The sequence below is a fragment of the Pseudoalteromonas lipolytica genome, assembly GCF_900116435.1.
GTDB lineage: Bacteria > Pseudomonadota > Gammaproteobacteria > Enterobacterales > Alteromonadaceae > Pseudoalteromonas > Pseudoalteromonas lipolytica.
The window spans coordinates 51126-66483 of record NZ_FPAZ01000007.1; the positions used below are offsets into that span (position 1 = coordinate 51126).

Consider the following 15358-nt stretch of genomic DNA (forward strand, 5'->3'; position numbering starts at 1 on the left):
CGATATTTTCTTATTATCTGTGCCATCACTAACGACTCATACCCAATGTAATGACTAACGCACGTTTTATTCCCTTTCGAAAGCACGACATTATCACCTTATGCAATGATTATTTAGATGCGCAACACCGTGCCTCATTTCTAGAGTTTTGCAGCTTATTGCAAAGTGTTATTCATTATCAGTATCACGGCTTACTTGAGTCATTAAAAAATAGCTATGCGCCATTTGATCCTAACTCAGACACTCGCTCACTCACGTCGATTAATGAAGAGGCGCGCAGAAAGTACCAAAACGAATTTGCTAAGCACTTTGCCACAGTACTCAATGCCGCTAATTTTGAAACCATCACGACTCAAGACTTACAAGAGGCATTAACCGAAGAGTCTTTGTTTAAAGTGCGTTTAGAAGTCGAGTTTGATGACTTCGCTGAAGTGGTGTTTTATCGCCGAGGCGAATCACAAAAAACCGAAACGTTACGCACCTGGTCGGGGCTGAAGAAAAAGCACATATCGTTTACTAATTACGATCGGGTTGCGGTTTTCATCCGCTTTAAAGACCAACAATACTTTATCGATAAAGGCCGCATGCCGGTGGGTTTTGAGCCTAGTTCAACAATCGTCAAATTGTTTCAAAACGTCCCCAAAGCCGATTTAGAAATGCTGTTTCCAAACAGCGAAGTAAAAATGCGCCCCATTGATAAACTCATTATTGGCTCATCAGCCCTTATCGGGGGAGCGGTGGTGCTTGTTACTAAGCTTGGCGCATCAATTTTACTGTTAATTGCCATGCTTGCATTTTGGGGTGGCTGGCGCAGCGAAGAAGTGCATATGAGCCAACAGCACTTTATCACCTTTGCCATTGGTATGGGGGTGTTCGGCAGTTTTATCTTTAAAGAGTGGAGTAAATTTAAAAACCGTAAAATTCGCTTTATGAAAGCCTTAGCCGATAACCTGTACTTTAAAAACCTCGATAATAATGCAGGCGTGTTTCATACCTTGGTCGATGCGGCCGAAGAAGAAGACGTAAAAGAAGCACTCCTAGCCTACACCTTTTTACTGCACGCAAACGCAGCCATGACTGCCAAGCAACTCGATGACACCATTGAAACTTGGTTTAGCAACAATCACCACTGCACTGTTGATTTTGAAATAGACGATGCAATTAATAAACTAGTCAATCTTGAATTGGTCAGTGAAAACAAGGGTCAATACCTTGCCGTTGATTTAAAAACAGCAAAACAACGCTTAGATAAACGCTGGGATGCGTTTTTCAACTTCAGTTAGTGCTGCTTTATCTCATTGTCCTTGCGTGATTTATGGTCAGCTTTTAGGATGAAATTTTACGGCTAAAAAAAGACGCTAACATGCAATTAAAAAAACACATCATTATTGGGGCCAGTTTGCTGTGTGCTGCAACAACAGCGCAGGTTTACGCGAACGACAAATTTGTTTCTGAGGATATTTTCCAACTTGAATACGCGGGCGACCCGCAAATAAGCCCTGACGGTAAAAAAATCGTTTATGTGCGAAGTGGCTACGACATCATGAAAGATGGTAACAAACGCAGCTTTTGGCTTTACGATTTAAAATCAGGGCAACACACTCCACTTTTTTCTGATGAGCACAATTACAGTCAGCCAACGTGGTCGCCAGACAGCCAAAAAATTGCGTTCACCAGTAATAAAAGTGGCTCAAACCAATTACACGTTTACTGGTTAGCACAAGACAAACAAGCACTGTTAACGCAATTACCAAAATCAGTAGGCGACTTAACGTGGTCACATGACGCTGAGCACATTGCTTTTACAATGAGCATTCCTGAAGGTAAATCGGCGTTTGCGAAATCGGTTAAGTTACCAAAAAAACCGAAAGGGGCCGATTGGTCAAAACCGGTCAAAGTAATTGAAAAAGCGCGTTACCAAGCCGACGGTGCCGGTTTCTTAGAACCCGCTTATCGCCATGTATTTGTGATTCCTGTTTCGGGTGGCACACCCCGCCAATTAACGTCGGGCAATTACCAACACCGCGGTCCATTAGCATGGGATCCAACCAATACCAAAGTCGTCTTTTCTTCAGACCGCCATGACGAGTGGGAGTACCGCACCACTGAATCAGATTTATACGAAATAAATGTAAAAACGGGTGAACTTACGCAATTAACAGACCTTCCTGGTCGTGAAAGTAACCCTCATTACGCTAAAGATGCAGACGAGCTGGCCTTTATTGCCCGCGATAACGCCCCCGTGCCTTACATAAACTCGACACTGTCGGTGCTTGACTTAGATGATAAGTCAGTAAAACACCTAACAGAAAAGCTGGATCGTTCAGTGGCCGACTTCAAATGGTTTGGTGATGGCGATTTTGTTATTCAGTATGATGACTTCGGTAAGCGCAAGCTTGCTAAAGTATCAAGCCGCGGTAAAGTCACCGATTTAACCGACACGGTCTCAGGCACCTCAATAGGTCGCCCATATGTCAGTGGTAGCTTTAGCATGGCACGCAATGGTGCCATTGCCTACACGACCGGCAGTGAATACCGCCCTGCTGATTTAGGTTACTTGTACAAAGGCAAAAACAAAACGTTAACCTCGTTAAACGAAGACGTTTTAGGCCACAAAAAACTGGGCAAAGTGCACGAACTGAATGTGAAATCACAATTTGATGGTCAAGCAATTCAAGGCTGGTACATCACACCGCCCGACTTTGACGAAAGCAAACAGTACCCACTGATGGTTGAAATTCACGGTGGTCCTCATTTAGCCTATGGCCCAAGTTTTACAGCCGAACTGCAACGCTATGCTGCTGAAGGTTATGTGGTTGTGTATGTAAATTACCGTGGTTCAACTAGTTACGGTAAAGACTTTGCCTTACTTCTTGATGGTAAATACAGCTCAAAAGAAGACTTTGCCGATCATAATACCGCCGTGGATGCCATGATTGAAAAAGGCTTTATTGATAAAGACAACTTGTTCATTGCTGGTGGTTCAGCAGGCGGCATTGCAACGGCGTATGCGGTGGGTTTAACAAATCGCTTTAATGCGGCTGCTATCACAAAACCGGTTATCAACTGGTTAAGTAAAACGCTAACAGCCGACAGCTACATTGGTCAAATTCGTAACCAATTCCCAGGAATGCCGTGGGATAATGTTGAACACTATTGGCAACGCTCGCCTCTGTCTTTAGTGGGAAATGTGACAACACCTTCACTGATCATGACTGGCGAAGAAGACCGCCGTACACCGATTTCTGAATCGGAGCAATTCTATCAAGCTTTAAAACTACGCAAGGTCGATACTGTGCTAATACGTGTTCCGGGTTCACCGCATGGTATTGCGGGTCGTCCATCACGCATGATTTCTAAAATTGAATACACGCTCGCGTGGTTTAATCAATATAAGAAATAATCATTTTGAGCAGTAATGGGGTGACTCATTGCTGCTCAAAAATAATGATGACTAAGCGCAAGTTGAGCACTGCCTATTGACTGCGCTTTTTCACCACAGACCCCAACACTAACGTCACACAGACGCAGCCCTCTGCTGTCTAAGCGTGCAAATGCTTCAAGTGTTAATTGCCTTACAACATCCAATGCGTCTTTTGGTAACGGTGAGTCGATAACAACAGCCTGCATATCTAATAAACTTAAACTGTGATGCATTGCCACACTTATCGCCTCAGCCGCCTTTTTAAGCCAAGGTAGTATCAGGGCATAATGTTCTTTAAATTGACTATCTGTAAGCTGATACACCGATAAATTTAACTGTGCAGCGTCAAACTGTTTTTGTAATTCTAGCAACGAGCATAACGTAAGCAACTGTTCATGCTGAGCATTTAACATTGAACCAATTGCGCCCGCGTTGCCACTTTTCCCCTCAAGAAGCTGGCGGTTAATCACGACCGCGCCACCTAAAAACGCGCCCAAATAAACATATAAAAAATCACTGTAATTTTGACGATTACCTAGGCTGAGCTCTGCGCAGCACGCCGCATTATTGTCATTACTGATGTAAACAGGTAGCTCAAATTCAGTTTCTAGATACGTTTTTAAATCGAAATGTTGCCATTCAAGTAATTGCGCTTGTTGCTCAGGATTTTCAGCATGCCAATGCCAAATATCAAAAGGCATTGCCACTCCTAAACCACATACTCGCGTGCTTAAGTCACAGCCTAACTCTCGCAATAGCCGTGGGATATTGGTTTTCAAAAAAGCCTTGAGTTCGTCAATGTTAGGCACATTGACCTCAACGGATACACTGGCTCTTTGCGTGCTTTGTAAATCAATTAGAATCAAATCAAAACGTCGGCGTCCAATCTTTAAACCAAAGCTAAAAGCGCCATCAGGATTCAGTCGAAAAGGCACACTTGGCTGCCCTACTCGCCCTTTTACAGGGGCATCACGAAGCAATAATTTATCTTCTTCCAACTTATTAATATTCACCGTAGCAGCTTGTGCAGATAACGAGAGCGCTTTCGCTATTTGTGCTTTGGGCAGCGTTTCACATTGCCTAATCAAGCTCAAAATAGCTCGTTCATTATTACTTCGCCTTGTCGGCAATAAACTACGCTTCATAGCATCCTTCTTAATACGGTTAAAGACCCACCTATTAGACCTTTTTGCCATACTATCCGCTAGTTAAAATAATAAATCAACTATGTTGATTTATTATCTGGAGTCGTGAATACTATCGGCCACAACAATATGAACACAACAATCTGGTGATCTATGCCAACACAATCAGCTATTGTATCGCGCCAAATGCTATGGCCATTTATCTTGCTCGCCACCTGTTTCGCTGCATGGGGTACAGCAGCAAACATGACCGATCCTTTAGTAAAGGTTTTCAGTAAAACGTTTTCGATGAGTGCGCTGCAATCAGCATTGGTGCAATTTAGTTACTATGGCGCTTATTTTTGCTTAGCGTTGCCTGCGGCTCTAATTAATCGTCGTTTTAATTACAAAACAGGTCTGCTGGTTGGTTTAGCCATGGCCGCATGTGGCGCGTTGTTGTTTTATCCGGCGAGCCAAACAATGCTATACAGCCACTTTTTACTTGCTTTATTTATTCTGGCTGGCGGATTATCTATTTTAGAAACCTCTGCAAATCCTTATGTAATGCAGCTAGGGTGCGAAAAATCGGCCACTCGCCGCCTAAATTTGGCGCAAGCATTCAACCCAGTGGGCACCAATATCGGTGTATTTCTGGCCGCCACGTTAATTTTACCCAGTTTAAATCAGGCCGATAACGCACACCGAGCACTCATGAGTGAAAGCCAATTAAAGGCGATTGTGAGCAGTGAGCTCAGTGCAGTAATGGTGCCTTACGTGGGGATGGCGGGCTGTTTAATCTTATTATGGCTGTGTATCTTTTTTAGTAAATCTCCTAAAACAATAACGCACACCCACACTCCATCACGTAATTTAACAAGCGCTTTTAAAACCTTATATCAAAATAAGCATTATCGTTTTGGTGTTGTTGCGCAGTTTTTTAACGTTGGAGCGCAAACATGTGTCTGGACCTACACTATTGGTTACACCATGGAGGCACTCACAACAAATGAAGTCACTGGGGGTCAAGTGCTACAGTATTCGATGCTCGTCTTTTTAATTTCTAGGTTTATTATGACGTGGCTCATGCGTTTTTTGAGTGGCGCTAAATTACTGCGGATTATGGCTTTAGTCGCAGCTGCACTGTGTGTTTTGGTTATCACTCAAGTTAATTTACTGGGAGTGGTGGCACTTGTGAGTATTTCTGGCTGCTTATCGCTTATGTTTCCGACTATTTATGGCACGGCACTCGAGGGACTCGGCGATGATGCAAAAATTGGCGCTGCAGGATTAGTAATGGCGATTCTAGGGGGCGCATTTTTACCGTTACTCCAAGCAACATTAATTGATACATTGGATACGGCCAGCTCATTTATTATTCCTCTTCTGTGCTTTTTAATTGTCTCTCTTTATGGCCACCATACTCGGGGCACCAAAAATACACATAAACACGAATAAGTAGTAACAATACGATATAAAAAATAAGGCGCTGAGCGTAAATCAGTGCCTTATCGTATTGTACTTTATGAGTATAAAATGTGAAAATTAGCGCCTTTATAACTACCTAAAAGTAAGTATGAAATCGCTTAAGTCCGCTTTACAACCCCACATGTCTAAACTGTGCACTCAGCGCATTTCATATCACTTCAGCTTTTTTTTAGTTAAGTATATTTGTTTCTTTTGTGGCTGCTTTTTAAGCTTCATTTTGCACGATAAATTCACTGTTCCCATTGTAGTGGCCGCAGCTGGGACTGGGTTAATTGGCACCTTTATTCCTTTTTCACGCGTGTATAAATCTCACCCCTATGCAGCTATTTATGCGGGCAGCTTTGCGGGTATGTGCTCATCAAGTTTAATTAATAATTACTGGGAACTGGGTTTAATTTCATTTTTTGGTGCGAGCTTATATGTCATGACAATGAATCTTTTTGCTGGTTTTGGTGGTCGCTTAGGCAGTGTCGCATTTGCCAGTGTGGCCCTTTACATGTTTACGAAAAGTGCGTTTTTATGAACCTCGCGATTATTTTACTGTCAATATTTGCCGCATTTGGCACCTATCTTCTTGCACAACAAAATCGCTTTGACGGCATTCGTGCATCAGCCTCGTTAACAATTATTGCTTACTGTGTGATGGTTTATATCACCCCTCACGCTGATTTATACAGTGTGGCGTTTTTTGGCGGCACTTTTATTGGCATGAGTGCCCCTAAACGCTTTGGTATTTTTACCATTACCATTGCAGCCTTACTTTTTTCTCTTCTTTTTGAGTATCTTGTGCCACTTTTAAATGGCTATGGTGGGGCTTTGGGGATCAGTGCATTTCTCGCCGTGTGTCTATGCCATATTGGTATATTGCTGGGTGCTCCACGCAGTAAAAAACCACATTAGTTTTTCACTTTATGCTGCAACAAGCACGCTTATTCTTACACGCATTAACACCAACACTTTAACCTTATTAATTAAAAAATTATTAAGATTAAAACACTGCTAACAACCCTGTTATCGCCTCTCAGGCCTTGATTAAGTGCAGACCAAGGTCGCATATTATTTAACCAAAAAAGCGCCTACATTTTAAATATCCACGCTCCCACGTGATAGCACTTAACATTGCATCTTCAAGGGGAGCGGATATAAATCTCTCACAAATAAAGTATAGGAGCCTCTTTATGTCGGGCGAATATCAACAACAATATCAACAGTTTCAGCGCGATCCCGGTCAGTTTTGGCTTGAGCAAAGTAAACGTATTGCGTGGTTTAAAGCCCCCAGCGCACCGTATCAAAACGATGAAAACAATTTTTATCATTGGTTTGCCGATGGCACGCTTAATACCTGTTATTTAGCACTTGATCAGCATGTAGATGCCGGTTTCGGCGAACAAACAGCATTAATTTACGACTCACCCGTTACAAACACAAAACAAAAAATCAGCTACTCAGAATTGCAAAATCGCGTTGCAACATTTGCAGGCCTAATGCATTCATTGGGCGTGAGTAAGGGCGATCGCGTGGTTATTTATATGCCGATGATCCCCGAAGCGGTTATTGGCATGTTAGCGTGTGCACGACTAGGAGCTATTCACTCGGTGGTTTTTGGTGGTTTTGCACCCCACGAACTTGCCGTGCGTATCGATGATGCAAAGCCTAAACTTGTGCTTAGCGCATCATGTGGGGTCGAAATCAATCATGTCATTGAATATAAGCCACTGCTTGATGAAGCCCTTGAAACCGCAAAGCATCACGTTGAACACTGCATTATTTACCAGCGTGAACAAGCAAAAGCCGATATGCAAGCAGGTCGCGATATTGACTGGCAATCAGCCAGCGATGCAGCCGCTCCTATAGAGCCTGTCGCAGTAAATGGGGATGACCCACTTTATATCCTTTATACCTCAGGTACCACAGGCACGCCAAAAGGCGTGGTGAGAGAAAACGGGGGGCATGCAGTTGCAATGCATTACAGCATGGAGACGGTTTATGGCATGAAGCCGGGCGAGGTCTTTTGGGCGGCTTCCGATATCGGGTGGGTAGTCGGTCATTCATACATCGTCTATGCACCTCTTATTTATCGCTGTACCACCGTTTTATATGAAGGCAAACCCATTAGAACGCCCGATGCCAGCGCATTTTGGCGGGTGGTAGAAGAGCACAAGGTAACCGCGTTATTCAGTGCACCTACCGCATTTAGGGCTATCAAAAAAGAAGATCCGACAGCCGAAGGCTTTAAAAAATACGATACCTCCTCGTTAGAACGCTTATTTTTAGCCGGTGAACGCCTTGACCCTCCGACGTATGAGTGGCTTAAAGAGCACACGGGATTACCGGTGCTAGATCATTGGTGGCAAACAGAAACAGGCTGGGCCATTGCTTGTAATCCAATTGGCATTGAGCAGCTAGGCACAAAACCTGGCAGTTCAACGGTGCCCACACCGGGCTTCGATGTGCAAATTTTAGATATGAATGGTGAGCGTTGCGCACCAAATGAAAACGGCGCGGTTGTAATAAAACTGCCTTTACCTCCGGGTTGTTTACCCACTATCTGGCAAAATGACGCGCGTTTTAACGCGGGTTACTTGAGTGAGTACCCTGGTTATTACCTCTCTGGTGATGGGGGTTATATTGATGACGATGGCTATTTATTCATTATGGGCCGAACCGATGATGTGATTAATGTTGCGGGTCATCGCCTATCCACTGGGGAAATGGAAGAAATTGTCGCGGCTCACCCTGCCGTCGCTGAATGTGCCGTTTTTGGTGTAAGTGATTCACTAAAAGGGCAATTGCCAATGGCGATGATCGTTCTAAAAGATGATTACCTCGGTGATAGCAAAGAGGTTGAAAAAGAGTTAATCCACGCTGTTAGGCATCAAATTGGCGCAATCGCCTGTTTGAAAAATATTCTGCATGTTGAACGATTACCTAAAACACGTTCAGGGAAAATTCTTAGAAAAAACCTTCGTCAATTAGTCGATGGGGAAGAATTAAACATTCCATCTACGATTGATGACGCCTCTATTTTTGACGAAATCAACCAACAACTAAACAATCGCTAAATGCTTTTGTAATGTTACCAAAGGCCTTTTAATAAGGCCTTTATACTCTATTAAAAGCCACGCTATGTATTATTTACCCTACCGACAATAAGCTGCTTTAAAATAAAACTAAACGTACCCAAAAAACGAATAACACGCTAAACTTATTGAACTTATTTCGTATTTTTATGAGCCTTAAACACATGAAAAAATGGCTTTACCCTCTTTTGCCTTTGGTTGTTTTAACGGGTTGTACATCACTGAGTAAAGATGAATGTTTGCAAGCAAATTGGTATGGCATTGGCTATCAACATGGTGTTAATGGCACCCAATACCAAGATGGCGTAAATGCGTTAGCACAATGCAGTGAGTTTGGCGTGCGTGCAGACATAAACGAATATAAATCGGGTTATGATCAAGGTCTCAATGTGTATTGTGAACCCGAAAACGGCTTTACGTTGGCCATGCAAGGCATGCCTTATAACGGCGTGTGTAACAGCACTGCGTTTCGTAAAGCATGGCAAGAAGGTAACGACCGTTACCAAGTACAGCAACGACTTATTGATATCGATGATCGTATAGAAGAAATTGATCGTCGGCTACATACTATTCGTGCTGAACTAAACAGTAATCAGCTCGATAATCAACAGCGTAAAAACCTCTACCATGAGCGTAAAAGTTTAGAAGATGAACGTAATGACTTGCGCAAAGAACGGGCGCTATTGCCGCTACTCAATAAACTGCCCAGTGTTGAAATATCAACCGAATGGTAACGATTTTGGTATCGATTTCATCTTATACATTTGCTTATCAGCCATGGTAAGCAACTCTTTCACATTTTTGCCATGATGCGGATACAGCGCAATACCAAAACTTGCACTGACAGGCTGGGCAGTGGCATAGTTTTTTGCAATTACTTCCACCGCTTTTTGACAACGCAATGCAATTTCTTCGCATACTTCAGGCTTTACTAAACTAGGTAGTACAATCACAAATTCATCACCCCCTATGCGTGCAAGAATATCTTGCTCACGTAGCTGTAACGCTATCTGCTGGCTAATCGTAAGCAATAAACTATCGCCTTGTTCATGCCCAAAGGTGTCGTTAACCAATTTAAAGTTATCAAGATCAAGGTAAATTAACGCAAACTTAGGGTTATTTGCCGTTGTACTTTGCGTGATTGCACGTAACTGAATATCTAACCCTCGTCGATTAAGTAACTTAGTAAGCGGGTCTTGATTTACCAGCTCAGTTAATAATTGACGTTTTTCAACTGCCAGCGAAATATCATCAAAAGCACCTATGTAATGACTTACACATCCTTTTTCATCATATAAAGCATCGATAGAAAGCAGCTCTGGGAAAATTTCGCCCGATTTACGCTTATTCCACACCTCCCCCTGCCAGCGACCTTTACTCAGTAGTGTTGCCCACATTTGTTGGTACACTTCTTTTCCTTGTTTTTTAGCTGAAAGTATCGCTGGACTTTGGCCTACCACTTCAGATTTACTGTATCCGGTTATTTGTTCAAATGCGGGGTTAACATCGACAATGCGTGGCTCTGGGGTTGTAATTAAAATTCCTCGACTGGTGGTTGAAAAGACGGCGGTTAACAATTTTATTTTTTCATTACTCGTCACTTCTTCACTGACATCTTCTAAGTAACCATTCCACTCAAAACAACCATCATGGCGCGCAATAGGCGACGATTTACCTTCAACCCATATGAGCCCTTTTTTTGGGTGATTTACCCGATAGATTTGATGCCAGTCACATAATTCAACTCGCGAACGCTCAATACTTGTCAACACACGAGGCAGATCATCGGGGTGTATTACCTGCATGGCAAAAGCATCAGACTCTTTCAATTGATCTGACGTACAACCATAAATTTCTATTACTTTTGACGTTGTGAAAGGAAATGAACCGTGACCTTTTTTATCTATTACATACTGAAAAACAAGGCCCGGTAAGTTATCAGTAAATTTTTGCAGTTTGTTATGTAAAGACTCTATTTCGCACTCTTTTCGCCACTGATTGGTTATATCTATATGAACGCCAAACATCCATTCAGGCTCCCCCTCTTCATCCCATGTTTGCACTTGGCCTTTATCGAGTACTTTAATCCAGTGCCCTTTTTTGTGCTTCATTCTGACTTCGCATATATAGCGCTCAGTTTCGCCACTAAAATGGGCTTGAAGGTGTCGATGCGATTTTTCGAGATCATCAGGGTGTGCATGCTCAAGCCACGTATCAATAGAGACCGGCTGTAAGTCAGCTAAACTATAACCAATAATTGTCGCCCACTTTTCATTAAAAATGGTTTCACCTGTTTTTATATTCCATAGCCATATCCCCGCATCGCTACTATCAAGTATAAGCTGGGCGATGTCTATTCCGAGCTTCGACTGGATCCCCTCGTATCCTTTACTAAATGCCATAGTTAACCTTTTGAGTTGGATCACGGTGAAAAAGTAAGCCTTTATTTCTATTTTAGATAACAAAATAAAAAAAGACTAAAAATGACATTTAGATTTTTGATTTAAATTAAAATTACTCATTTAAGGGCCAATCTGCAGCATCGTATATATCAACAACACGACTCACTGTTTTATCACCTTGCCATTTGCGAATATAACACCCTGTTGGGTCATATAATGCCGTTTGCTTGTTAATGTGGAAATGACGCCCACCTCGCGGATCCACGCCAACTCCTGCAATATATTGCCAGTTACCCCAGTTCGCAGCGACATCATAGTCAATGAGCTGTTGCTCAAAGTAAGCCGCTCCAAAACGCCAGTCAACCGCTAACTCATTGACCAAACAACTGGCTGCAATTTGCCGCGAACGATTCGAAATATAGCCCGTCTCATTGAGCTCATGCATTATTGCATTTACCAGTGGAAAAGGAGTGGTTCCTTGGCACCAAGATGCAAAACGTTGACTATTAAATGTTGTTAGCGGCGCCGTTTTTTTCTGCCCTTTAAAGCGATATAGCTGTCTGCCAACATGCTTAGCATGCCACTTAAAATACTCACGCCAGAGTAATTCAAATTTAATCCAATACGTTGACTCATTCGCACCATTTATATGCTCATAATGTTCAACCTCAGCATACACTTGTTTTGCACTAATAGACCCACCCGCAAGCCACAAACTAAACTTAGTCGTGTTACTGAAGCCGTCTAATTCATTACGTGTTTCTTTGTAGCAGGCCGGTGCGGGCGATGAAAAATAGTGCTGGCAATGTTGTTGAGCAGCAAACAAGCCACCAGACACACTTTCAGGCTCTGTCACTGCATCTGGGATTGGTTGAGCTGGGCAAAGCTGCACTGGGTGTGGCAAACGCGAAACCGCATCACGCGGTGCAGCAATAGCCGCAGGTTCTGCTTCAACTTTTTTACGAAAAGCCGTGAAATTTTTTGGTAAATCTGCAACTGAGAACGGTAAATCAGGTGCTGTAAATAAAGTGTCTTGCTGGTAGGTTTTAATGTCAAGTTCTGGGCATAACTCAGTTATTTTTTTAAGCTGTTTTTGCTCGTAATAGCCCACTTGCTCTGTACAGACAAGCGTTGAAATACCATGTTTTTTTATACGTTCGTGAATAACCACTTCGGGCTCACCTGTGACCACATGTAAGGTTTGCCCAAGCGCCTCCACAGCGTTAGAAAAAGCCTGTAGGCTCTGTATTAAAAAACGATATCGATGCTTACCAACAGGCCGTTGCTGATAATTGCTTTGTTTAAACCACCTAGGCTCAATCACATAAATAAGGTCAAGTTCACCGTTAAAGTGTTCAAGTTCAGATAGTATGACGTTATCACTAATTCTTAAGTCATTTTGCAGCCAATATAAAACGCGCTTTTTCATTGTTTACTCTATTAGAAATCTTAATAAATCATACGCAAGCCAGCCTTTTACCGATTAATTTCACGCTAACGCATTATCTAAATCAAAAGTTATCAAGCTCTTACAATCTTCAACTAAGTTTCAGTTTTAGTTAAGTTTTTCTTAAGTTAGTTCTTTTATGCTTTCAAAATGAAGCGTTTTTAACGACTTAGGTTGATGTAGCATGACAACCTCATCGCTAAGTATTAAGTAGGCATAGTTCCAAATGTATAAAATAACACCTGTTTTATTATTCACATGCACTGCTACAGGGACAGCTTATGCAAACGAGCCTTTAAGCTTAGATGTCGTCTGTGAGGTAAAAAGCAAACCCACTGCTGAGTTAAGCGAAGACAAAGACATCACTGTTGATAAACTCAACATTGATACACATACTATTTTTGATCCAAACGATCCTGAAACGACCGCCCTACACCGCTTTATTAACTGGTTACACATAGATACCAAAAACAAAGTTATCAGTGAGCAAATTACCTTTAAAGAAGGTGAGCAAGTAAGTGAGCGTCAGTTACAAGAAGCAGAGCGTATTCTGCGCAATAAAAAATACTTAAGAGATGCCAAAGTTAGCTATACAAAAGATTGCCTTGTGGATGAGCCTAAAGTTGTACAAATAGATACCTGGGATACCTGGAGTTTATTACCAACCGTTAATTTTGGGCGAAGTAGTGGCAACAATAAATACAGCTTGGGCTTTAAAGAAGAAAACTTTTTAGGGTACGGTATTCGCGCATCATTAAAGTATAAATCTGATCACGAACGCTCGGGCTTCCATTCAGTACTGCAAATGCCAGTACCTTGGCAGCCTCATGCGACCCTCACTTTACAAGCTGATGATTACGATGACGGGCAAGTCTTTTTAGTGGATTATCATCAGCCTTTTTATCAACGCAGCAGTGACGCACTAATGCGCTACTTTGCACAATCTCAAAAGCAAAAAAGTTATATCTATCAAAATGGTATAACTCGTTCAGAGTTTTTTACTGATGAATTAATCGCCCAGTTTGCCTATGGTGGTATTTTATCGCAAGACAGTCAGCAAACCTTCCACTGGCTTGCAGGGATTGACTACCAAGATGTCAGCTACCGCCCTTTTCAAACAGAACCTTTACTTGCAGGTCTCAACGATTACAGCATTGCTGCACCTTGGCTAGGATTGCATTGGTTAGAAGACAATTACGCTGTGTTGCACGATATTGACCTAATAAACCACAATGAAGACGTTAACCTAGGCTGGGAGTTAAACTCAAAGTTTGCCATCGATACGGTTAATTTGGGGCAAGGCTTTTTATTTGATACTAACCTCACCAAAGCGTGGTTTAACAATAATGCCTTGTATCGGTTTGCCACAGGGGTCAAAGGCAATATTGGTACAGAGCTTGATGACCGCTTAGCTATTTACTCAAAAGCGCAAATGAACTATCGCTGGTCAGATTCATTTGCCTTTTATGCGCATTTAAATGGTCATTGGCAAAACCATGAGTTTGCAGATAAACCGCTGGCTGTAGGCGGTGAAGAAGGCATGCGTGGCTTCCCTGAAAGTTACCAACATGGTACTTCAAGCGTACAAGCAACCGCTGAGCTAAGAATGTACCCAAATATCAATCTGTATCAGTTTGTAGATGTAGGCTTTGTTGGCTTTGTTGATGTAGGCCAAGCATTTGGCAGCACTGAAACTGCGAATATATCAGATTCAATGCTAACCAGTGCGGGTCTTGGTATTCGCCTATATTCATCGCGCTCAAGTAACGACAACGTTATACATATTGACTTTAGTACGCCTCTTGGCAGTTACCAAGACGTTGATTCATGGCAAATAGGAATGTCGGTTGAAACAACTTTTTAAGCATCCTGCTCTTTACTCATCAACTCGCTCATTCGCTGCATCAACTCTTGCTCAGTGAGGTCTTCTTTGTGTGTGCCTATAGTCCAAATATGACCAAAAGGGTCTTCTAAGGTCCCAGCTCTGTCGCCATAAAACTGATCGTGAACTGGGCGCAGCTCTTTTGCACCCAGCGACAACGCGTTGGCAAATACAGCATCAACGTCTTCAACATACAGCATAATACTCACAGGTGTACCACCGAGCTGATGTGGAGACTTAAACTGCACATCGGGGCACATATCTGAAAGCATGATGTGGGAATCGGCAATTTTAATTTCGGCATGTGCCACGCCACCGTCTGGTAAAGGCATTTGCATCACCAGTTCAGCAGCAAACGCTTGCTTATAGAACTCTATTGCCTTCGTGGCACCTTCAATAATCAAATAAGGCGTTACCGCATGGTAACCTTTAGGTATTGCAGATATAGCCATATTGAACCTCGTGTTGGAACGTGTCTTCTCTAAAGGTAGCAGTTGTTCACAAAATCACTAAC

The 15358-nt window shown here is 42.5% G+C and carries 12 protein-coding genes; 8 read left to right on the plus strand and 4 right to left on the minus strand.

Annotated features, from left to right (window positions below; all coding sequences use genetic code 11):
* Positions 1–50 precede the first annotated feature (50 nt).
* Both BM378_RS08630 and BM378_RS08635 read left to right on the plus strand, forming a co-directional pair.
* Positions 51–1283, plus strand: a complete 1233-nt coding sequence (locus tag BM378_RS08630; protein WP_074988993.1) for a TMEM143 family protein — start codon at positions 51–53, stop codon at positions 1281–1283.
* Between the two features lie 80 nt (positions 1284–1363).
* Positions 1364–3403: a S9 family peptidase gene (locus BM378_RS08635; protein WP_065978598.1), complete on the plus strand. Its 2040-nt coding sequence runs from the start codon at positions 1364–1366 to the stop codon at positions 3401–3403.
* A gap of 35 nt (positions 3404–3438) precedes the next feature.
* Here BM378_RS08635 and BM378_RS08640 read toward each other — a convergent pair whose 3' ends face one another.
* Positions 3439–4569 carry an ROK family transcriptional regulator gene (locus BM378_RS08640; protein WP_036966807.1) on the minus strand — a complete coding sequence of 377 codons (1131 nt, stop codon included), beginning with the start codon at positions 4567–4569 and terminating at the stop codon, positions 3439–3441.
* Positions 4570–4722: 153 nt separating this feature from the next.
* On the opposite strand from BM378_RS08640, the gene fucP reads away from it, so the two are divergent.
* The 5 genes from fucP (at position 4723) to BM378_RS08665 (ending at position 9847) form a co-directional block, all read left to right on the plus strand.
* Entirely contained in the window at positions 4723–6003 is a 1281-nt protein-coding gene (fucP, locus tag BM378_RS08645) for an L-fucose:H+ symporter permease (protein ID WP_036969114.1), read from the plus strand.
* Between the two features lie 151 nt (positions 6004–6154).
* The gene (locus tag BM378_RS08650; RefSeq protein WP_051501736.1) at positions 6155–6556 is read left to right on the plus strand and encodes a hypothetical protein; all 402 of its coding nucleotides are present in this window, start codon (positions 6155–6157) and stop codon (positions 6554–6556) included.
* On the plus strand, positions 6553–6933 hold the full coding sequence (locus BM378_RS08655; RefSeq protein WP_074988994.1) for a hypothetical protein: 381 nt from the start codon (positions 6553–6555) through the stop codon (positions 6931–6933). Before BM378_RS08650 ends, BM378_RS08655 begins: the two co-directional genes overlap by 4 nt.
* A gap of 257 nt (positions 6934–7190) precedes the next feature.
* A complete protein-coding gene (locus BM378_RS08660) occupies positions 7191–9095 on the plus strand; it encodes a propionyl-CoA synthetase (protein ID WP_256213656.1) in 1905 nt (634 codons plus the stop codon).
* 182 nt (positions 9096–9277) lie between these two features.
* On the plus strand, positions 9278–9847 hold the full coding sequence (locus tag BM378_RS08665) for a DUF2799 domain-containing protein (RefSeq protein WP_083422892.1): 570 nt from the start codon (positions 9278–9280) through the stop codon (positions 9845–9847).
* Here the strand turns inward: BM378_RS08665 and BM378_RS08670 are convergent.
* Positions 9833–11515 (minus strand): sensor domain-containing diguanylate cyclase, encoded by a 1683-nt coding sequence (locus BM378_RS08670; RefSeq protein WP_074988996.1) that lies wholly within the window; start codon positions 11513–11515, stop codon positions 9833–9835. The genes BM378_RS08665 and BM378_RS08670 overlap by 15 nt on opposite strands.
* Before the next feature lie 112 nt (positions 11516–11627).
* A complete protein-coding gene (locus BM378_RS08675; RefSeq protein ID WP_074988997.1) occupies positions 11628–12944 on the minus strand; it encodes a DASH family cryptochrome in 1317 nt (438 codons plus the stop codon).
* A gap of 244 nt (positions 12945–13188) precedes the next feature.
* Here BM378_RS08675 and BM378_RS08680 point away from each other — a divergent pair, with 244 nt between their 5' ends.
* Positions 13189–14826: a BamA/TamA family outer membrane protein gene (locus BM378_RS08680; RefSeq protein ID WP_074988998.1), complete on the plus strand. Its 1638-nt coding sequence runs from the start codon at positions 13189–13191 to the stop codon at positions 14824–14826.
* Here BM378_RS08680 and BM378_RS08685 read toward each other — a convergent pair.
* Positions 14823–15296, minus strand: a complete 474-nt coding sequence (locus BM378_RS08685; protein ID WP_074988999.1) for a VOC family protein — start codon at positions 15294–15296, stop codon at positions 14823–14825. The two genes, BM378_RS08680 and BM378_RS08685, sit on opposite strands and share 4 nt — an antisense overlap.
* Positions 15297–15358 lie beyond the last annotated feature (62 nt).